Consider the following 18194-nt stretch of genomic DNA (forward strand, 5'->3'; position numbering starts at 1 on the left):
TCCACCAGCTTCGCTGGTCCCCCTCCCCGTGCCGGGGAGGATCGACACCGCCCGCTCCCCACCCCAAACGCGCCGCTTAAACCCGCCCCGGCGCCCTCGCCCGGATGAAATTTCCCAGCGCGACGAAGATCATTTCGCGCGCATCGCTACCCAGCATCTCCGCAGTCAACCAGTCGAACTGCGCCCGGTCATGCTCCGCCGCGGCGCTCACCATGCCGGCGAGCAGCGCCTCGTCGAAACTGGCGCGCGGGCAGCAGGGCGGAGCGACGGCAAAGGGATCGGGCCAGCTGTGGCCGATCGCCTCGACCACCAGCCGATACCGCCGCGCCGCCAGGATATTGCCCCAGCGACGCTCTAGCTCGGGCATCGGGTCGCGGTCGCTGCGGCGGCAGATGATGCAATAGCGCAGCGCAAGCACCGCCCGCGCGGCTTCGACCGACAGGTCGCGGATCAGTGGTTGCTGGGTGATCCGGCGGATCAGGGTGCTGCTTTGCATGGCTCTATCGTCTCCCGGCCCGTGCCGTCCATGCTCCCTTCTCGAAAAAGATGCCGGTCGCCGCAGATGCAGCGACCGGCAGGAGGGGACTGCCTGATCTTGCTATTGAGAATTAATCGCAAATACAAGCGAAAATATTCGATGGAGACGCAATTGATCGAGCGGGCTCTGCGCGGTCATTCACCGCGACCTTTCCGCCTTAGTACACCGGCGCGGATTGCGGTCGGCGCGGCGACCGGGTGTGTTTGCTTGGCTATCGAGGAATTAAAGCCATGGGAACTGCGAACCGGTATTTAGCGGCGGCGATTGCCGTCGCCATTGCGGCGTGCTCCATCCCGGTCGCCGCCGAAAACGGCTGCCCCGCGGGGTTCCAGCCTTGGCGTATACCGATGCAAGGGCCGGACGATTGCGTGCCGATTCCCGGCTATTATGACGAGCCGGAACATGAGGCTGGGCCTGCGCCACCCCCATTACCGCCCGAATGGTTCTCGACATCGTCTGCCGTGGCGTTTGGAAGCCGGAAGCGCGACGCGGCGTTCCCGACGGATTTTGTCTATTTCAAAACCTCATTCTCCGACGAGGAGGATGCCAGGCAGTTGGCGATGGCGAAATGCGCCGAAAAAGCCTTGTTCAATTGTGCGCTGGGGGGATCGATCACCAACGGGTTTATCGTCGTTTACAGCGACAAGCAGGGGCAGATCGCCGCGCATGGCGGAGCGAACCGAGACCGGGTCATCCGCGAAATCCATGACAGATGCGCAGCCGCCAACCGGGTCTGCAAAATTCGTAAGGTTATCGATTCGTCGCCGATCTATATGTGATCGGACGGGATGAACCCGTCGCCGCGGGCAGCGACCACGGGTTCATGCTTGTCGGTTAGCGGTTTCAATCCTCGCCCGACGGCTTCGACTGCAGCTGGATATAATTCTCGATCCCCATCCGCTCGATCATCTCGAACTGCTTTTCCAGCTCGTCGACATGATGTTCTTCGCTTTCAAGGATCGATCCGAACAAGTCGCGGCTGACATAATCGCGCACGCTCTCGCTGTGCGCCATCGCGTCCTTGAGCAACGGGATCGCCTCTTCTTCAAGCGCGAGATCGGCTTTCAGGATTTCCTCGACCGTCTCGCCGACGCGCAGCCGTCCCAGCATCTGGAAATTGGGCAGGCCGCCGAGAAAGAGAATGCGGTCGGCCAGCTGGTCGGCGTGCTTCATCTCGTCGATCGATTCTTCGCGCTCGAACTTGGCGAGCCGCGCGACGCCCCAATTGTCGAGCATGCGGTAATGCAGCCAATATTGGTTGATCGCGGTCAGCTCGTTCTTGAGCGCCTCGTTGAGGAAATCGATGACCTTTTCGTCGCCCTTCATGGTGTCTGTCCTGTCATATGTCTTGGGAATGCGATGGGCGGCATTATACCGCCCCGAACCACATCAGGCCAAGGTCAAAAATGGCAGAAAACCAAGAAAAATCAGGCGGTCGCGGCGACGTCGCTGATGATATTGCGAGCGAAAGGCAGGCATTGTCCGCACTTGGGTTTGCGACCCAATTGCGCGTAGGCGGCCTTGGCACAGCGCAATTGGCCATCGCGCGCAACATCGCGCAGCTGGCTTTCCCTTATTGCGTTGCAGACACAGACGACCATGTGCGAATCCTTCTCAACAAGAGTGATGTAGGGATAGTGCGAGCGATTCGCAACAGGAAAGATGCGACTGGTTCGCAATCCGAGCGGCGGCATTTTTCGGCTGCGTCCGCCCTGGCCGCCCCTTGCCCCCAAAGTGATTCGCGGGCATAGGCGCGCCCATCCTCCCGCCTGCCCAAGCAAAGGTCCGCACCGATGAAAGTGAATGTCTATGTGACGCTCAAGCCGGGGGTGCTCGATCCGCAGGGCAAGGCGATCCATCATGCGCTCGAAGGCCTGGGATTTGCCGGGGTCGCCGATGTGCGCGCCGGGCGCTTCATCGAACTGGACGTCGCCGATGATGTCGCCGACGCCGATCTCGACGCGATGTGCGCCAAGCTGCTCGCCAACACGGTGATCGAAAACTACCGCATCGAACGCCCGTAACAGGAGCCAGGCCCATGAAGACCGCCGTCATCGTCTTTCCCGGCTCGAACTGTGACCGCGACATGGCGGTCGCGCTCGAACAGGTTACCGGCCAGGCGCCCGCGATGGTGTGGCACCGCGACACCGACCTGCCCGCGGGCACCGATTTCATCGCGCTGCCCGGCGGTTTCTCCTATGGCGACTATCTGCGTTCGGGCGCAATGGCAGCGCGCTCGCCGATCCTGCGTAGCGTCGCCGACGCTGCGGCGCGCGGCGTCCCGGTGCTGGGCGTCTGCAACGGGTTCCAGGTGCTGACCGAGGCGCAGTTGCTGCCCGGCGCGCTGATGCGCAATGCAGCGCTCAATTTCGTCTGCCGCACGGTGCCGCTGACGGTCGAAAACAGCCAGTCGCTGTTCACCGCCAGCTATGACGCGGGCGAGGAGATCAACATCCCCGTCGCGCACCACGACGGCAATTATTTCGCCGACGCCGCGACGCTCGACCGGATCGAGGGCGAGGGACGCGTCGCCTTTCGTTACGCCGACAGCGTCAACGGATCGGCGCGCGACATCGCCGGCGTGCTCAACGATGCGGGCAATGTGCTCGGCATGATGCCGCACCCCGAACGCGCGATCGACCGCGCGCACGGCGGCACCGACGGGCTACGCCTGTTCGAGGCGGCGCTCGGCGTCCTCGCCTGACATTTCGCTTACCATAACCGCAGCATGTTTTGCTCGCGGTTGCAGCCAGCGCCCGACGAGCAGCAGCACCGTCGGCCAGAAGATCGTGTTCCAGATGTCGTGCCAATGCGCCGCATCGGGCTGCATCGTCGATCGGCCCATCTCGCGCGTCATGTCGAGCCATTCGCCGCCGAACGCCATGGCGACGACCGCCAGCCATGCCACGACCCAGCCGCCGCGCCAGCGCCACATCAGCCGGACGAGCAGGAACAGCGCCAGCCCGAAATAAATATGCAGCGCGTCCTTGCCGAGACCGCTCGCTTCAATAATCGAGAGTTTCCGTTCCTCGAACAACGAGGCAATTTCAATCAGCGTCATCGATCAGACCTTGGCCGCGAACGGCGTAAAATCGGTGCCTTCGTCGAACACATCGACACCTTCGCGGCGCTTCAACGCGCCCACCACCACATAGGTTGCCGGGGTCAGCGCCGCTTCCCACGCGACCTTCATCGCCCAGTTCGTCGTCATCACCAATACCACCTGCTCGGTTTCCCAGATGCCCAGAAAGGCCATGGGGTAAAAGATCAGGCTGTCGATCCCCTGGCCGACGATCGTCGACCCGATCGTGCGCATCCACAGGAACCGCCCGCCCGTCGCGACCTTCATGCGGGCGAGGACATAGGAGTTCACGAATTCGCCGGCCCAGAAAGCGACGATCGAAGCCAGCACGATGCGCCACGCGCTGCCGAACACGCTGTCATAGGTCGCCTGGCATATCGCGCCGGTACCGCCGCTTTCGCCCGATTTCAGCACCAGGCTTTCGGTGCCGCTGCACCACCAATCATGCGCCGGCGGCATCGCCAGCACGATCCAGCTCATCACCGCCATGAAGATCAGCGCGCCGAACCCAGCCCAGATCACCCGCCGCGCGCGGGCATAGCCATAGACTTCGGTCAGCACGTCGCCGATCACATAGCTGATCGGGAAAAACAGGATCCCGGCGCCAAAGGTCAGCCCGCCGACCGTCGACAGCTTTGACGCGCCGATGATGTTCGACAGCAGCAGCACCGCGACAAACGCCGCCATGACCAGATCATAATAGCGAAAATGATGGACCGCGGCGGCGCGGGTGCGCGCGGGCTGGGCGGGAGGCATAGCGGATTCGGTCATCGGCACGCTGCTTAACCCGCTTTGCAGCCTACGCAAACCACGCTATTCGCGCAGGCCACAAGCTTGCCTTGCGCGCCCGTAGCTCAGCTGGATAGAGCACCCGCCTTCTAAGCGGGTGGTCGCAGGTTCGAATCCTGCCGGGCGCGCCAAAATCTTGTGAGACACAAGCCGTCGGCAATGGACCGGCACGGATCCGCGGTTCCGCTGATGCCCCCGCTCGGTGCGATTCGGGGTCTGCCCGCCGCCGGCAACTATCGCTTTTGGTGAACGATACGGCCGCGCAGCAGCGTCTGGACAACCTGCGCCTGATGAATTTGCTCGACCGGGATGGTCATCAGGTTGCGATCGAGGACGATCAGATCGGCGTCCTTGCCCGGCTCGATCGAACCCGTGCGCGCGTCGATGCCAAGCCCGTAGGCGCCATTGATCGTGAGTATCTCGAGCCCGGTGATCCGGTCGATCGCTTCCGACCGCGCCACGAAACCGCGGTCGGGCGCCCAGGGATTTTGGCGGCTGATCATCGCCTGCAACGCCAGCCAGGGATTGGGTTCGGGGATATTGTCCCAGTCGCTGCCGTAAGAAACCGTGTCGCCCGCTTCGATCAGCGAGCGGATCGGCGCGACTTCGCGGACGCGCTTGCGCCCGATCAATTGCACCGCGCCTGCCAACAGGTCATTGGGGAAAAGCGTCACCGGCGGCGACACTTCGAACACCGTGTTCAGGCGCCCGGCGCGGCCACGGTCGGCGGCATCGATGCTGAAACCATGCGCGATGACGTGCCGCGGACCCTTGCCGCCATTGGCGCGCCGGGCGGCCTCGATCGCGTCGAGCGCCATGCGCACCGCAGCGTCGCCCATTGCATGGATCATCACCGACAGTCCCAAGCCGTCCATCCTGAGCACGGCATCGTTGAGCGCGAACGGGTCGATCGCCGCATGGCCGAAGGTCGGCGCCGCGGCATAGGGTTCCAGATAGGGTGAATTGGCGCCGATCGCGATGCCGTCGGCATAGATTTTCGCCCCGTCCGGATCGATCAGTTCGGTAACCGGCCCCCGTTCGGCGCGGGTGTCGAAGCGCGCCAGCATCTCGTCCGGCGACACGGGCGCGAGCGCGGTGTTGAAATCCCATTGGGTGCGCAGGCGTACGGTCAGCTGTCCGGCCGCTTCGAGCGCGCGAAAGGCCGCAACCTCTTCGGCGCTGGCCTGCGCCGTCTGGATGCTGGTCACGCCAAAGGTGTTGAGCTTGCCGAATACCAGCCTTGCTGCCCGTTCAATCATTGCGCTGTCGGGCTTCGGCTTGGCGTTGAACACCAGCCCCATCGCCGATTCCAGCAGGACGCCGGTCAGCTCGCCGGTGGCGGGGTTGCGGAGCAGCTTGCCGCCTGGCGGATCGGCGGTGGTCCGATCGAGCCCCGCCGCCGCGAGCGCCGCCGAATTGACCCAGACGACATGGTTGGTGTTGTCGTGCAGATAGACCGGATTGTCGGGCGCCACCTGGTCGAGCATCGCCTTGTCGAGCGACGGGGCGAGCACCGAATTCCATTCGGCGCCCTCGATCCATTCGCCCGGTCGCTTCGCGCGCGCGCAGGCCCCGACCGCCGCTAGCAGCCGGTCGAGCGGCGCGTCTTCGGCGAATTTGCAGTAGGTCAGCTCGGCAAGGCCGCCGCGAACCGGGTGAACGTGCATGTCGACGATGCCGGGCATCGCCATCCGGCCTTTCAGGTCGTGGACGGCGGTCTCCGGGCCGACGCGGCGGCGGACCTCTTCGTTCGACCCGACCAGATCAAATTTGCCGTCGGTGATCGAAACCGCCTCGACGATGCTGGAAAAACTGTCGCTGGTGAAGATGCGGCCGTTGATCAGGACCATGTCCGCCGGTCGCGCCGCGGCGGCAGTGGGCGTACCCGCGACTGGGTCCGCCTGCGCCTGCGCGGGCACGGCCGCGGCGGTGATCAGCAACAGCGGTAGTCCCGCGCACGTGACGGCTCGGGCCATCCGGCCAGCAAAGGTCTGGCGGGCGCGGGGCGGCGCCGACGCATCGATCATGTGCATCCTGTTTCTCCAAAGCAGCATGGGGCGGGTCGCCCCGGGGGTCAGGTGGGTGGCTGGTACGGCCGCAGCTCGCCGCCGGTGACGGGGGTAAAGGTCAGCAGCCGACCCGGCTCGACCACCTCCAGCCGATGCCAGAGGCCGGCCGGCACGACCGCCGCCTCGCCCGCGGCGATGACGATTGGTTCCGCCGACTGGCCTTCCAGGTCGAGATACAGGCGGAGCCGCCCTTCGATCACCAGCAGCGTCTCGTCGCCGTCGGGGTGGCGCTCCCAATGGTCGGCGTGGACCGACGCATCGTCGTCGATGACCCACAGCGCCAGCAGGCTGCGCGCCGCGCCCAGGTGGCGGTCGCGCGGCGGCCAGTCGACGCGCCGCGCGCGATGGTCGCCGTCATAGACGATTTTGGCCGAAAGCATGGCAAAGGGCGCTTCGTGCATCGCAGCCGCTCCTCAGGCGCCGGTCGGAAGGGGCGCCGTTCGCGCGCCGCTGTCGATCGGCATTGCGGGCGAAATGCCGGGCAGGTCGGTGAACCGGTCGTCGTTCGGCTTCACGCCATTTTTCTGCAGCAGCAGCCCGGCGTTGCCGCGATGATAGGTGCCGTGGAGCGCCACATGCAGCAGGATGTCACCGCGCCGCATCTGAGCCTGAGTGCCACTGGTGAAGCGGAAAGCAATGACCTCGTCGGCCTCCGCTGGCGCGAGCGTTGCGGCATAGCCCGTATACCAGTCGTCCAGTGCGCGCACCTGGGCGGCCAAAGTCTCGAAATCGGGGCGAACCGGCGACCGCGCGCAGCCATAATCATGCGGCTGCGCCAGCAGATGGTGGCGGAAGATGCCATCCACCGCGTGCATATGGTCAAGGATCTGCATCAATATCGCGCGGTCGTCGGCCTGAAGGCGATGAAGACTGTCGGCGACGACCGCATAAAGGCCCGCATTGGCCCATTGCTTATAGTCCATCAGCTGTTCGTATATCGAGGATGTCATGGGTGTCTCTCTGTGGTTTGGCGTCGGCGGACGGTGGGGCGTGATCAGACGGGATCGGGGCGATCGGGCCGGACGGCGCGCCGCGCCGACCGCGGCGTGATGCCGAACATCCGGCGCATCGCGCGGGTCAGATGCGCCTGATCGGCAAAGCCGCCGATCAGTGCCGCGGCGGCCAGGCTTTCATCGTCCTGCAGCGCGCGCGCGGCGCCCTCCAGCTTGCGCCAGATCAGCCAGGTGGAAAGGGGTAGTCCGAGTTCGCAGCGGGTCAGCAGCCGCAGGTGCGATTCGGACAGGCCGCAATGGGCGGCGGCTTCGGCGATGGTCCGACTTCCTGGCTCCTCGGCGAGGAAGAGCAGGGCGGCACGGAGCCGCGTGTCGATGGCACGGTCGCTCCGGCCGGCGATTTCGGCGAGATGGCGGTTCCAGTCGGCAAGATCCTGACCCGCCGTATAGCCGAGCGCCGCCGGGTCGATCGCAGCGATGTCGCCGTCGCCGCAGGCGTCGGCGACGATGAAGGCCAGCGGCGATTGCGGTTCGATGTAGAGCAGGGTGACCGGCCCGGCAGCGCGCACATGATGTTCGACCAGCGGGCGGATCGCAAAGCCCGGCCCCGCGCTGGCGGAAAGGTCCGCCGACAGGATTTCCAGCGTCCCGGCGTCGGCGAAAACGATTTGGATGGCAGCATGGATATGCCCTTCCTGATCGGGCGCGTCACCGCGATAGATCGCCCAGCTGTCGCCGAACCACAGCGCATTTGCCGATCTCACCGGCCCGCCTTTTCGCCGGTCCACAGCGTGATCGATCCGGTCGGGGTCGGCAGCGACCATCGGTCGCGGACAGCAATGAAACCCGCGGCCTCCATGAAACGTGGGATCAGGCCGTCCTTGTTCGCGCGCGTGTTTTCATAACCGTCGAGCGAGCGGACCTGGTTGAACAGGATGCGCATCAGCAGCGTCGACTGCACGCCATAATCGGCGACGTACAGGCGGCCGCCGGGACGGAGCATCGCATAGGCGTTGGCGAGCAGCGCCTGCTTTGCTTCCAGCGTGCATTGGTGGAGGACGAGCGAGGTGACGACCTTGTCCACCGCGCCATAGGGGAGTGCATCGATCCGGTCACCGCCCATTGCGGTCACCAGCGTGATCTTTACCCCGCGGTCCTGCGCCTTCGCGGCAGCAATCACCTGGACATCGGGGTCGGGGTCGACCGCAAAGATGCGGGCGTCGCCGCAGCGCGCCGCGAGCAGGACCGCTTGCGATCCGGTACCGCTGCCAAGGTCGATGATGACGTCGCACGGCGCCGGCGCGATGGCGTCGAGCAGCTTGCCGCGCCAGCGCCGCTCGCGCGTCATCACCGCAACGACCCGGTCATATTCGGCGGTCAGGCCCGCGTGGCCCAGTGCCGGGGTGAAATTTTTGACGTCGGTCATGTCGCGATGATGCGACGTTCCGCGCCCGAACTCTTGAACAAATCGCTTGGCGGGCGTCGGTCAACGGGCAAAGGCGACCAATATGCGGTCGACATAGGCGGCCGGCCGCGACCAGGGAAATTCGCTGACCGTGATGGCCATATGCGCGATCCCTGTGAGCGCGCAGATCAGCGCTTCGGCCTCGACCCGGCAATCGGCATCGGGCGTTCCGCGTGCGGCCGCGATCATCGGTCCAAAGCGCAAATAGGATGCCGGGACGTCGGTTTCGTCGACGAACCAATTGACTTCGCCGTCTTCGCGACGGTCCTCGACCATGAACACCATGCGATAGCGATCGGGATGACGGATCCAGTAATCGACATAGATATGCGCCACCCGGTTCAGCCGTGCGACGGGATCGGCGATTTCATCCTCCGCCTGCCGCATCGCGGCGAACATGGGGGCAAAGGCAAAGGACCATAGCCCGCGGATGATCGCGGTCTTGCTCGGGAAATAGCCATAGAGGGTCATGGTCGGAATCCCGACCCGACTCGCGATCGCGCGCATGCTGATGCCCGCGACACCCTTGTCCTCGAAGAGCGTTCTCGCGACGTCGATGATCCGTTCGCGCATGTCCTCGCGCGAGATTTTATGGCGGGATTCCCGCGCGGTGGTCAGTCCGGTCAAAATCGCTCCTTGACGTATTCGTACGTGTACGAATACGCGTTCGTACACGTACGGACAGGCCTAGCGCAAAAGGCCTCCGGCGTCGATAGCTGGGGAGGTTGTCATGCGTCGAACGCGGCGGGTGCGGTTGAATATGGTCGCGACGCTGCTGTTGAGCAAAGCGCAAAACGGCAGCGACCGGCTCGCAGCAAGGAATCGCCGCGCGCCGCGAAATTCTGAAAAAGGGAGGCAGGGATGAGCAACAAGCAGAACGCGCTTTCGCGCCGCGAAGCGATGGCGATTGCCGCCGGGGGCGTGGCCGTCGCCGCCGCGTCGGCGGAGGCGGTGGCGGCGCCGGAGGGCGAGCGGATCGTCGATGTCATCATCGTCGGCGCGGGTTTCGCGGGCCTGACCGCGGCGCGCGAACTGCGGCTTGCGGGCAAGTCAGTGGTCGTCCTCGAAGCCGACGACCGCGTCGGCGGGCGCACCAAGGCCGCGACGCTGGCGGGCGAGACGATCGACATCGGCGGCCAATGGGTCGGGCCGACGCAGACTCATTTGCTCCGTCTGGCGAAAATTTATGGCGTCGAGACCGTGCCCCAATATGCTGACGGCGAAAACATCATCGACATCGCCGGGCGCATGGCGCGCTACCGCGGCGAGACGCCGGGGCTGGCGGACGAGGATCTGGCGCAATTCGGCGCGGCGGTGGCGGCGCTCGACGCCATGGCGCAGCAGATCGCCATGCCGCGCCCCTGGCTCGCGAAGGCGGCGGCGGGCTGGGATGCACAGACCGTCGAGAGCTGGCTGCTCGCCAATGTCGCCGGCGAAGCGCCGCGGTCGCTGTTCAGGGCGCTCGTGCGCGGGGTTTTCTCGTGCGAAACGGGGGACTTCTCGTTCCTGTATTTCCTCGCCTATCTCGCCTCAGCGGGCGGGCTTGCGCCGCTGATCGCGACACGCGGCGGCGCGCAGGACAGCCTGTTCGTCGGCAGCGTGTGGCAGATCGCGGCAAAGATGGCCGCCGAACTCGGCGCATCGGTCGTCGTCGATGCGCCGGTGACGCGGATCGAGCAGGATGCGACGGGCGCGACCGTGGTCACGGATCGCGGTCGCTGGCGCGCGGCGCGCGTCATCGTCACCGCGCCGCCCGCGCTCGCCGCGCGCATCGCCTATGTCCCGCCGCTTCCTGCGCAGCGCGATGGCCTGACCCAGCGCATGCCGCTCGGCTGCGTGATCAAGGTCGCGCTGGCGTACGACCGGCCGTTCTGGCGCGAGCGGGGGCTGTCTGGGCTCGTGATCTCGGACAAGACCGAATTTGGCCCCTGGTTCGATCGCGGCACGCCGCTGACCAGGGGCGGGGCGCTGGTCGGCTTTTTCGACGGCGCCCCCGCGCAGCGCTGGGCCGATCGCACCGCCGCCGAACGCCGCGCGTGCGTCCTCGACGATCTGGCGCACTATCTGGGCGACGATGCGCGCCGTCCCACCGGATATGTCGAGGAAGTCTGGACGCGTGCGCCCTTTCATCGCGGCGGCTATGTGTCGGTCGCGGGGCCGGGCGTCCTCACCGGCTTCGGCCCGGCGCTCCTCGAACCCGTCGGGCGCATCCATTGGGCAGGCACCGAAACCGCCGATGTCTGGGCCGGCTATATCGACGGCGCCGTGCGATCGGGCGAGCGCGCGGCGCGCGAAGTCGCGGCGACCATGCAATCGGTGAAGCGCGAAGCGGCCGCTTGAAGGCGCGGGCAGCGCCGCCGGGCGCATGCTCCCCGCTTCGCCTGCCCGAAATAGCGCGGGTGGCGGTCGAGTACCGCGCGGCGCCATAGCGCCAGATCGACCATCAATGCCGCCGCCGTGACAGCGACACCATTATTGTCCCGGCGTCAGCTTGCCGCGCGCTTCGGCGATTGCGGTCACCAGTTGCGGTTCGGCGAAATGCGGCTGCGCGATTTCCATTACCGCGACGGCCTTTTCCAGCATCGCGCGGTCGGCGCCCGGCGTCTTGGCGCGGTAAAAGCCCCACATCGCGACCAGCGGGACGTCATATTGCGCCGGGTTTGCCGCCAGCTCTGCTCGCGCCTGCACCGCGTCTCCCGCCAGCACCCGGCCGATCAGCGCGATGCTGCGTTCTTCGGCCAATGTCTCGCGCGGCGCGACCTTGCGCCCCAGCGCGCGCACCACCGCTTCGGCGGTTGCGAATGTCGAATAGGGATTCTGTCCGGTCACGATGCGGCCGTCGGTGACGACATGGTTCAGCATCATCGGCGCTTCGCTGAACCGCGCCCCGGCGCCGCGCAGGCCGTCTTCGAGCAACACGGGGAAGGCGGCAATCCAGCCTTTGCCGAACAGCAATTCTTCCTCGTTCGAAAAGCCGGTGACCGCGCGCCCGGCGATCAGCGACCGGCCGTCCTTCATCGGCACGTTCATCAACGCCGCCGGCCCGTGGCAGACCGCGCTGATCACCCCGCCGGCGTCATAGGTCTGCGCCAGCAAGGCCTTGAGGTCGGTATCGACCGGCAGGTCGAACATCGCGCCCTTGCCGCCGACGACGAACACCGCGGCGTATTTCTGGTCGCGCACGCTGGCCAGCGTCAGCGTGGCCCCCAGCTTGCCGCTGGCAACCGGGTCGGCCGCAAACCGGCTGTTGAACGATTTTTTGGGGTCGAACCTGTCGGCAACGACCACGCCGCCCTTCGGGCTGGCGATGTCGACGGTCAGCCCATTGTCGGCGAACACCGCATAGGCCTGCGACAGCTCGTCCATCTCGAAGCCCGGGCGCGTCTTGCCGCCGTCGACGCCGTGGCCGCTGACGACGAGCAGCACGCGATCCGGCTTCGCGCCGCTATCGGCCTGCGCCTGTGCGGGAAGGGGGGCGATGATCGCCAAGCCCAACGCCCATGCGGCGGCGATGTTCGTTCGATTCTGCATTGTCCGGCTCCAAACCATTTCCTGATGGCGCGGGGTCTGGCACAGCGGGCGTCAGGCGGGCGTCAAAGCCGTTTTGACGTTATTTTGATGTTGCATCGCCAAGGATTTGCGGCGGAACAAGGCGCGCGTGGCAAAGGACATCGTTTGAACAAGGCGTTCGACATCCTGCTGGTCGAGGACAACGCCGATCTGGCGGGCAACGTCATCGACTATCTCGAGGCGCTGGGGCACCGGCTCCATTATGCCGCCGACGGCGAAGCGGGGCTGCGCGAGGCGCTGACGCGTTCGATCGACGTCGTGCTGCTCGATCTAGCGCTGCCGCGCCGCGATGGCCTCAGCGTCTGCGCCGAGATTCGCCGCCGCAGCGATCAGCGCATCCCGATATTGATGCTCACCGCGCGCGATACCCTGGACGACAAGTTGGCGGGCTTTGCCAGCGGCGCCGACGACTATCTGGTCAAACCCTTTTCGCTCGCCGAACTCGCCGCGCGGATCACGGCGCTGGCGCAGCGGCCGCAGCTGGGTCAACCGCACAGCTTCGTCATCGGGCCGCTGACGATCGATCGGCAGCTGCGAAGCGCGACGCGCGCCGGGCAATCGCTCCGGCTGTCGCCGCTGCTCTGGGACATCCTGCTGCTGCTCGCCGAAGCGTCGCCGCAGCCGGTTGCGCGCGCCGAGATTGCGCGCCGATTGTGGGGCGACGAGCCGCCGTCGTCGGATGCGCTGCGCAGCCACATCCACCTGCTGCGCCAGATCGTCGACAAACCGTTCGATCGGGCGATGATCGAAACGGTGCACAGCGTCGGCTTTCGCCTGAGCCCGCCGCCATGACGGCGCGGCGTTACAGTCTGCGCCGCCGCGTTATCGTGGCGCTGGTCGCCACCGTGCTGGCGACCAGCGCCGTGTTCGGCCTGACGACTTTCATTTTCGCCTACACACTCGAGGATCGCCTGTTCAGCACCGCTTTGGACAGCGAAATTGCGCGGCAGCAGCAAGGCTGGCGCCGGGATGGCCAGCTGCAGCCGCCCGAAGTCGCCTACATCAAAATCTATCCAGGCGCGGTCGGCTTGCCCGCCGACCTGGCAAAGCAGGTCGCGGCCAACCCTCAACAGCGCGAATTCTATGGCGCGGCGGGGCGACACTATCATATCGCGCATTTCGCACTCGACCGGCGCCGCGGTGCGCCGTCGGGGGGAACGCCAGCGGTCGCGGTGGCCGAGGTCAGCCGCTATCTGCTCGTTCGCCCGGTGCGCGACGGGATGATCCAGTTTCTCATCGGGCTCACCCTGTTCATCGCGCTGGTGATGGCGCTGCTCGGTTGGTGGCTTGCCAATCGCGCCATGCGCCCGCTCAGCCGGCTTGCCAGGGATGTCGCCAACGGCAGCGACGCGGTGCCCGTCGTGCGGGCCGAGGATTATCCGGCGAATGAAATCGGGGTGCTGGCGGGGGCGTTGGGGCAGGCGTTCCACCGCATCCGCGGCTTCGTCGATCGCGAGCGCAGCTTCACCCGCGACGCCAGCCACGAATTGCGCACCCCGCTGGCGGTCATCAGCGGCGCCGCCGAGGTGATCGCGCTGCGCCGCGACCTGCCCGCGCCGGTTCCCGACGCGCTGCGCCGGATCGAGACCGCGACGCTCGACATGACGCAAACGCTCGACCTGCTGCTCGCACTCGCACGCGAGGGCGATGCGTTGCCCGCGCAGCCGGTTGCCTTGCGGCCCATGGTTGAAAAGGCGATCGCCGCAGCGGCGGTGCGTTTTCCTGCGAGCCGCCTCGCGATTGCGAACGAGATTGCGGACGACGCCCATGTCCTGGCCGAACCGACGTCGCTGCAACTCGTCCTCAACAACCTGATCGGCAATGCGTTTCAGCACGCCGCCGCAGCGCATTTGCGCATCGATTTCAGCGCCGACCGCCTGACGCTCTGCGACGACGGCCCCGGCCTCGGCACCGTATCCGACCCGTTCGCGCCCTTCGTCAAAGGCGCGGCGAGCGGCGGCAGCGGGCTTGGCCTCGATATTGCGCGGCGGCTGTGCGCCGCGACGGGCGTCGCGTTGACCGGCGGGGCGGGCGCCGAAGGTCGGGGCACCTGCTTCACGCTAAAATTCGCCGATCGATAGAAAATCGCGCCGATATGGTCTAATCCGGCGGCCATGGCCGACGCAAAACCACGGTACCGAACTTATACCAGCCCCGCCGGCGGCTGGGGCGCCGCCGCCGCAACCGCCAAGGTGCTGATGGAACAGAGCGTCGTGACCAAGGGATCGCGCGCGCTGCTAGCGATGAACCAGCCGGGCGGGTTCAAATGCCCCAGCTGCGCCTTTCCCGACGCGGCCTGCACCAAGAAGCTGGAATTTTGCGAAAATGGTGCCAAGGCGCTCGCGCATGAAGCGACGAAGTTTCGCGTCACGCGCGAATTCTTTGCGCAGCACAGCGTTTCCGAATTGATGGATCAGTCGGACTATTGGCTCGAGATGCAGGGACGGCTGACCGAGCCGATGCGGTATGATGCTGCGACCGACCATTATGTGCCGGTCAGTTGGGACGATGCTTTCGCGCTGATTGGGCAGCATCTGCGCGCGCTCGACAGCCCGCACGGGGCCGAATTCTACACCTCGGGCCGCACCGCGAACGAGACGGCGTTCCTCTATTCGATCTTTGTTCGCGAATTCGGCACCAACAATTTCCCCGACTGTTCGAACATGTGCCACGAACCGACGAGCCGCGGCCTGCCGCCGTCGATCGGCATCGGCAAGGGCACGGTGGTGCTCGATGATTTCGAGCATGCCGAGGCAATTTTCCTGATCGGGCACAACGCCGGGACCAACGCGCCGCGCATGATGACCCCGCTGGTCGAGGCGCGCAAACGCGGGGTGCCGATCGTCGCGGTCAACCCGATGCCCGAACGCGCGCTGATCAAATTCACCGAACCGCAGGACATCGTCCAGATGGCGACCTTCGGCGCGACCGAGGTCACCAGCGAATTTGTCCATATCCGGATCGGCGGCGACCTGGCGCTGATCAAGGGCATGATGAAGGTGATGTTCGAACGCGACGCGGCGGGCGAGGCGGTGTTCGACCACGACTTCATCGCCGCGCACACCGATGGCTTCGCGGCGCTTCAGGCCGACATCGCGGTGCAGGACTGGGCCGAAATCGCTGTCGCATCGGGGCTCGACGAGGCGCAGATCCGGCGCTGCGCCGACATTTACATCGGCTCGAACGCGACGATCATCTGCTATGGCATGGGGGTGACCCAGCATCAGCAGGGATCGCAGCTGGTGCAACAGATCGCCAATCTGTTGCTGCTCAAGGGCAATTTCGGCAAGCCGGGCGCCGGGATTTCGCCGATCCGCGGCCATTCCAATGTGCAGGGCGACCGTACCGTCGGGATCGATGAAAAGCCGAGCCAGGCCTACCTCGATAAAGTGCGCGAGGTCTTCGGGTTCGAACCGCCGCGCGGGCACGGCCATCACACGGTCGAATCGATCGAGGCGATGCTGGACGGCCGTGCGAAGGTGTTCATCGGCCTTGGCGGCAATTTTGTGCGCGCGGTGCCCGATACCGACCGCGCCTATGCCGCGATGCGCCAGCTCGACCTGACCGTCGGCATCGCGACCAAGCTCAACCGCGGGCATCTGGTCCATGGCAAGGAGGCGCTGATCCTGCCCGTCGTCGCGCGCTCCGAACGCATCGAGACCGCGAGGGGCGAACAGTTCGTCACCATCGAGGATTCGATGTCGAACGTCACCGCCTCGCGCGGGGTACTCGACCCGGCGAGCGAGCATCTGCTCCCCGAGACCGAGATCGTGTGCCGCATGGCGATGGCGACCTTGCCGGGCAGCAACGTCGACTGGGCGCGTTATATCGACGACTACAGCCTGATCCGCGACAAGATCGCCGCCGTCTATCCGGCGATCTACGAAGATTTTTCGGAGCGGATCAAGGCGCCAATGGGCTTCCATCTCGACATCCCGCCGCGGCGCCGCGCATGGGCGACCCCGAACGGCAAGGCCAATTTCCTGATCCTGCCGGGGCTTGCGGTGAACACGCCGGTCGCCGATCCGGCGATGCTGCGGCTCGCCACCGTGCGCTCGCACGACCAGTTCAACACGACGATCTACAGCTACAACGACCGTTATCGCGGCGTGTATAACGACCGCATGGTGCTGTTCATGAACGCCGACGACATCGCCGACCGCGGGCTGGCGGCGGGGGCAAAAGTCGCGCTCGAAACGATCAGCGACGACGGCGCGGTGCGGCGGGTCGAGGGACTGACGATCATTGACTATCCGATGTCGCGCGGCTCGGTCGCGGGCTATTATCCCGAACTCAACCCGCTGCTGCCGCTTGGCCACTACGACAAGACCAGCGGCTGCCCGGCGGCCAAGGCGATCCCGGTGCGGGTCGCCCTGATGGCGGCGGCTTAACCTGGATCCTTCGCCAGCCGCGCCAGATCGTCGGCGCTGTTGATATTGGGCAGCGCAAAATCGATCGCGACGCCGCGCGCGCCCACCCGCCGGGCAAAGGCGCGAACCGCATGGTCGGTCTCGCCGGTCAGCATCGCCTGCAAAGCGTCCAGCGCCGCGATCGACCACAGGCCGACGACGGGCTGGCTCTCGACGAACGCCGATGCCGGTTCCAGCCGGGCGCGCAGGTCCGGCGGCAGCCGCACGCAATCGACGGGCGCGGTGAGCACTTGTCCGAACCCGTCCGCGACGGCGCGGCCCAGCGCGCCTGCGATGGCGCCCAGCGGCCCCATATCGGGGCGCGGCCAGTCGGCGATCCCTTCGGCGCGGCCGACGATCACCACCGCGTCGCAATGCGGACGCAGCGCCGCCAGCGCATGGTCGAGCAAGGTCTGGCCATCGAGCGTCGCCAGCGCCTTGTCCGATCCGAAGCGGCGCGATCGCCCGCCCGCCAGCACCGCGCCCAGCGTCCTCATGCGATCATCCCCCGCGCATCGCCGATGATCAGCGCCGCGTCGGTGCGCGCCAGCGCGACCAGCGTCAGCCCCGCCTGCGCCGCGCGCGTCGCCGCCAGGCTGGTCGGCGCTGAGACGGTGACGAGCATCGGACAGCCCGCGCGCACCGTCTTTTCGACCAGCTCGTAACTGCACCGCGCCGACAGCAGGATAAAGCCGGTGGCGGGGTCGATCCCCGCGCGTGCCAACGCCCCGATCAGCTTGTCGAGCGCATTGTGCCGCCCGACATCCTCGCGCGCGCAGCGGATTGCGCCCGTCGGCGCACAAAAGGCCGCGGCATGGACCGCGCCGGTGGCCTGGCCCAGCGGCTGGTGGTCACGGAGCGCGGCCAGCGCCGCAGCGATCGCGGTGCGATCGGTCGCGATGCGCGCGGTCAGCGGCGGCAGCGGGCGCAAGACCTGTTCGATATTCTCGATCCCGCACAGCCCGCAGCTGCTCTCGCTCACCCGCTGGCGTGCGCGCTCGATCGCGATCGCCTTGCGCTGCGGTGGCACCCAGATGCGCAGCGCCCAGCCGCCCTCGACCGGATGGACATCGACCCGGTCGACCTGATCGGGGGTTTCGACCAGCCCTTCGCTCAGCGCGAAGCCCAGCGCATAATCCTCCAGATCGCTGGGGGTCGCCATCATCACTGCATAGCCGATGCCGCCGACCTCGACCGACACCGGCGCTTCGATCGGCAGACTGCGGATCAGTGCGGCGTCGCCGGGGTCGGCCAAGCCCAGCCGCCGCACGGGAAGGTCGATCATCGCATCGTTCATGGTCGCATCCTAGCGCATCGAT

The 18194-nt window shown here is 66.2% G+C and carries 21 protein-coding genes and 1 tRNA gene; 8 read left to right on the forward strand and 14 right to left on the reverse strand.

Annotated elements, in window-relative coordinates:
* Positions 1 to 76 precede the first annotated feature (76 nt).
* Positions 77 to 496: an addiction module antidote protein gene (locus ACTIFP_RS14020; protein ID WP_439569332.1), complete on the reverse strand. Its 420-nt coding sequence runs from the start codon at positions 494 to 496 to the stop codon at positions 77 to 79.
* 272 nt (positions 497 to 768) lie between these two features.
* Here ACTIFP_RS14020 and ACTIFP_RS14025 point away from each other — a divergent pair, with 272 nt between their 5' ends.
* Positions 769 to 1317 carry a hypothetical protein gene (locus ACTIFP_RS14025; RefSeq protein ID WP_439569333.1) on the forward strand — a complete coding sequence of 183 codons (549 nt, stop codon included), beginning with the start codon at positions 769 to 771 and terminating at the stop codon, positions 1315 to 1317.
* Between the two features lie 64 nt (positions 1318 to 1381).
* On the opposite strand, the gene bfr is transcribed toward ACTIFP_RS14025, so the two are convergent.
* Together bfr and ACTIFP_RS14035 are read right to left on the reverse strand one after the other, a co-directional pair.
* Positions 1382 to 1864: a bacterioferritin gene (gene bfr / locus ACTIFP_RS14030; RefSeq protein WP_327477919.1), complete on the reverse strand. Its 483-nt coding sequence runs from the start codon at positions 1862 to 1864 to the stop codon at positions 1382 to 1384.
* A 101-nt stretch (positions 1865 to 1965) separates the two neighbouring features.
* Positions 1966 to 2139, reverse strand: a complete 174-nt coding sequence (locus ACTIFP_RS14035; protein ID WP_037513974.1) for a (2Fe-2S)-binding protein — start codon at positions 2137 to 2139, stop codon at positions 1966 to 1968.
* 192 nt (positions 2140 to 2331) lie between these two features.
* Here ACTIFP_RS14035 and purS point away from each other — a divergent pair, with 192 nt between their 5' ends.
* Together purS and purQ are read left to right on the forward strand one after the other, a co-directional pair.
* Complete coding sequence (gene purS / locus ACTIFP_RS14040; protein ID WP_439569334.1) at positions 2332 to 2562, forward strand: phosphoribosylformylglycinamidine synthase subunit PurS; 231 nt, start codon at positions 2332 to 2334, stop codon at positions 2560 to 2562.
* A gap of 14 nt (positions 2563 to 2576) precedes the next feature.
* On the forward strand, positions 2577 to 3242 hold the full coding sequence (gene purQ, locus ACTIFP_RS14045) for a phosphoribosylformylglycinamidine synthase subunit PurQ (RefSeq protein WP_439569335.1): 666 nt from the start codon (positions 2577 to 2579) through the stop codon (positions 3240 to 3242).
* Here the strand turns inward: purQ and ACTIFP_RS14050 are convergent.
* Together ACTIFP_RS14050 and ACTIFP_RS14055 are read right to left on the reverse strand one after the other, a co-directional pair.
* The gene (locus tag ACTIFP_RS14050; protein WP_439569336.1) at positions 3204 to 3599 is read right to left on the reverse strand and encodes a hypothetical protein; all 396 of its coding nucleotides are present in this window, start codon (positions 3597 to 3599) and stop codon (positions 3204 to 3206) included. The genes purQ and ACTIFP_RS14050 overlap by 39 nt on opposite strands.
* Positions 3600 to 3602: 3 nt before the next feature.
* Positions 3603 to 4376: a queuosine precursor transporter gene (locus tag ACTIFP_RS14055; RefSeq protein ID WP_439569391.1), complete on the reverse strand. Its 774-nt coding sequence runs from the start codon at positions 4374 to 4376 to the stop codon at positions 3603 to 3605.
* An 87-nt stretch (positions 4377 to 4463) separates the two neighbouring features.
* On the opposite strand from ACTIFP_RS14055, the gene ACTIFP_RS14060 reads away from it, so the two are divergent.
* Positions 4464 to 4540: transfer RNA gene (locus ACTIFP_RS14060), tRNA-Arg, on the forward strand.
* Positions 4541 to 4642: 102 nt separating this feature from the next.
* On the opposite strand, the gene ACTIFP_RS14065 is transcribed toward ACTIFP_RS14060, so the two are convergent.
* The 6 genes from ACTIFP_RS14065 to ACTIFP_RS14090 are packed head-to-tail and all read right to left on the reverse strand — an operon-like array spanning position 4643 to position 9523.
* Positions 4643 to 6442: an amidohydrolase gene (locus tag ACTIFP_RS14065; RefSeq protein ID WP_439569337.1), complete on the reverse strand. Its 1800-nt coding sequence runs from the start codon at positions 6440 to 6442 to the stop codon at positions 4643 to 4645.
* Between the two features lie 41 nt (positions 6443 to 6483).
* The gene (locus tag ACTIFP_RS14070; RefSeq protein WP_439569338.1) at positions 6484 to 6879 is read right to left on the reverse strand and encodes a cupin domain-containing protein; all 396 of its coding nucleotides are present in this window, start codon (positions 6877 to 6879) and stop codon (positions 6484 to 6486) included.
* Positions 6880 to 6891: 12 nt separating this feature from the next.
* Complete coding sequence (locus ACTIFP_RS14075) at positions 6892 to 7428, reverse strand: DinB family protein (RefSeq protein WP_439569339.1); 537 nt, start codon at positions 7426 to 7428, stop codon at positions 6892 to 6894.
* Between the two features lie 44 nt (positions 7429 to 7472).
* Positions 7473 to 8195 (reverse strand): helix-turn-helix domain-containing protein, encoded by a 723-nt coding sequence (locus ACTIFP_RS14080; protein WP_439569340.1) that lies wholly within the window; start codon positions 8193 to 8195, stop codon positions 7473 to 7475.
* Complete coding sequence (locus tag ACTIFP_RS14085; RefSeq protein ID WP_439569341.1) at positions 8192 to 8857, reverse strand: class I SAM-dependent methyltransferase; 666 nt, start codon at positions 8855 to 8857, stop codon at positions 8192 to 8194. The genes ACTIFP_RS14080 and ACTIFP_RS14085 overlap by 4 nt, the downstream gene beginning before the upstream one ends.
* A gap of 60 nt (positions 8858 to 8917) precedes the next feature.
* Positions 8918 to 9523: a TetR/AcrR family transcriptional regulator gene (locus ACTIFP_RS14090; protein WP_439569342.1), complete on the reverse strand. Its 606-nt coding sequence runs from the start codon at positions 9521 to 9523 to the stop codon at positions 8918 to 8920.
* Positions 9524 to 9757: 234 nt separating this feature from the next.
* Between ACTIFP_RS14090 and ACTIFP_RS14095 the strand changes: the two genes are divergently transcribed.
* The gene (locus ACTIFP_RS14095) at positions 9758 to 11236 is read left to right on the forward strand and encodes a flavin monoamine oxidase family protein (protein WP_439569343.1); all 1479 of its coding nucleotides are present in this window, start codon (positions 9758 to 9760) and stop codon (positions 11234 to 11236) included.
* Positions 11237 to 11368: 132 nt separating this feature from the next.
* Here the strand turns inward: ACTIFP_RS14095 and ACTIFP_RS14100 are convergent, their stop codons facing one another.
* Positions 11369 to 12427 carry a type 1 glutamine amidotransferase domain-containing protein gene (locus ACTIFP_RS14100; RefSeq protein ID WP_439569344.1) on the reverse strand — a complete coding sequence of 353 codons (1059 nt, stop codon included), beginning with the start codon at positions 12425 to 12427 and terminating at the stop codon, positions 11369 to 11371.
* Between the two features lie 144 nt (positions 12428 to 12571).
* Here ACTIFP_RS14100 and ACTIFP_RS14105 point away from each other — a divergent pair, with 144 nt between their 5' ends.
* The 3 genes from ACTIFP_RS14105 to ACTIFP_RS14115 are packed head-to-tail and all read left to right on the forward strand — an operon-like array spanning position 12572 to position 16857.
* Positions 12572 to 13258, forward strand: coding sequence for a response regulator transcription factor (locus ACTIFP_RS14105; RefSeq protein WP_439569345.1), 687 nt, complete (start codon positions 12572 to 12574; stop codon positions 13256 to 13258).
* Positions 13255 to 14547 carry a sensor histidine kinase gene (locus ACTIFP_RS14110; RefSeq protein ID WP_439569346.1) on the forward strand — a complete coding sequence of 431 codons (1293 nt, stop codon included), beginning with the start codon at positions 13255 to 13257 and terminating at the stop codon, positions 14545 to 14547. The genes ACTIFP_RS14105 and ACTIFP_RS14110 overlap by 4 nt, the downstream gene beginning before the upstream one ends.
* Positions 14548 to 14580: 33 nt before the next feature.
* Entirely contained in the window at positions 14581 to 16857 is a 2277-nt protein-coding gene (locus tag ACTIFP_RS14115; protein WP_439569347.1) for an FdhF/YdeP family oxidoreductase, read from the forward strand.
* Here the strand turns inward: ACTIFP_RS14115 and mobA are convergent.
* Together mobA and fdhD are read right to left on the reverse strand one after the other, a co-directional pair.
* A complete protein-coding gene (gene mobA / locus ACTIFP_RS14120; protein ID WP_439569348.1) occupies positions 16854 to 17372 on the reverse strand; it encodes a molybdenum cofactor guanylyltransferase in 519 nt (172 codons plus the stop codon). The genes ACTIFP_RS14115 and mobA overlap by 4 nt on opposite strands.
* Positions 17369 to 18172 (reverse strand): formate dehydrogenase accessory sulfurtransferase FdhD, encoded by an 804-nt coding sequence (gene fdhD, locus ACTIFP_RS14125; RefSeq protein WP_439569349.1) that lies wholly within the window; start codon positions 18170 to 18172, stop codon positions 17369 to 17371. Before fdhD ends, mobA begins: the two co-directional genes overlap by 4 nt.
* Between the last annotated feature and the right edge of the window lie 22 nt (positions 18173 to 18194).

Origin of the sequence: Sphingopyxis sp. (assembly GCF_051861155.1) — a bacterium.
Lineage (GTDB): Bacteria > Pseudomonadota > Alphaproteobacteria > Sphingomonadales > Sphingomonadaceae > Sphingopyxis.

Coding starts and splice junctions, on each gene's coding strand:
- ACTIFP_RS14070 (WP_439569338.1), bottom strand. CDS start 6,879: ATGCACGAAGCGCCCTTTGCCATGCTTTCGGCCAAAATCGTCTATGAC.
- ACTIFP_RS14055 (WP_439569391.1), bottom strand. CDS start 4,376: ATGCCTCCCGCCCAGCCCGCGCGCACCCGCGCCGCCGCGGTCCATCAT.
- ACTIFP_RS14110 (WP_439569346.1), top strand. CDS start 13,255: ATGACGGCGCGGCGTTACAGTCTGCGCCGCCGCGTTATCGTGGCGCTG.
- ACTIFP_RS14075 (WP_439569339.1), bottom strand. CDS start 7,428: ATGACATCCTCGATATACGAACAGCTGATGGACTATAAGCAATGGGCC.
- mobA (WP_439569348.1), bottom strand. CDS start 17,372: ATGAGGACGCTGGGCGCGGTGCTGGCGGGCGGGCGATCGCGCCGCTTC.
- ACTIFP_RS14025 (WP_439569333.1), top strand. CDS start 769: ATGGGAACTGCGAACCGGTATTTAGCGGCGGCGATTGCCGTCGCCATT.
- purS (WP_439569334.1), top strand. CDS start 2,332: ATGAAAGTGAATGTCTATGTGACGCTCAAGCCGGGGGTGCTCGATCCG.
- ACTIFP_RS14095 (WP_439569343.1), top strand. CDS start 9,758: ATGAGCAACAAGCAGAACGCGCTTTCGCGCCGCGAAGCGATGGCGATT.
- ACTIFP_RS14050 (WP_439569336.1), bottom strand. CDS start 3,599: ATGACGCTGATTGAAATTGCCTCGTTGTTCGAGGAACGGAAACTCTCG.
- ACTIFP_RS14100 (WP_439569344.1), bottom strand. CDS start 12,427: ATGCAGAATCGAACGAACATCGCCGCCGCATGGGCGTTGGGCTTGGCG.
- ACTIFP_RS14065 (WP_439569337.1), bottom strand. CDS start 6,442: ATGCACATGATCGATGCGTCGGCGCCGCCCCGCGCCCGCCAGACCTTT.
- ACTIFP_RS14035 (WP_037513974.1), bottom strand. CDS start 2,139: ATGGTCGTCTGTGTCTGCAACGCAATAAGGGAAAGCCAGCTGCGCGAT.
- ACTIFP_RS14085 (WP_439569341.1), bottom strand. CDS start 8,857: ATGACCGACGTCAAAAATTTCACCCCGGCACTGGGCCACGCGGGCCTG.
- purQ (WP_439569335.1), top strand. CDS start 2,577: ATGAAGACCGCCGTCATCGTCTTTCCCGGCTCGAACTGTGACCGCGAC.
- fdhD (WP_439569349.1), bottom strand. CDS start 18,172: ATGAACGATGCGATGATCGACCTTCCCGTGCGGCGGCTGGGCTTGGCC.
- ACTIFP_RS14020 (WP_439569332.1), bottom strand. CDS start 496: ATGCAAAGCAGCACCCTGATCCGCCGGATCACCCAGCAACCACTGATC.
- ACTIFP_RS14115 (WP_439569347.1), top strand. CDS start 14,581: ATGGCCGACGCAAAACCACGGTACCGAACTTATACCAGCCCCGCCGGC.
- bfr (WP_327477919.1), bottom strand. CDS start 1,864: ATGAAGGGCGACGAAAAGGTCATCGATTTCCTCAACGAGGCGCTCAAG.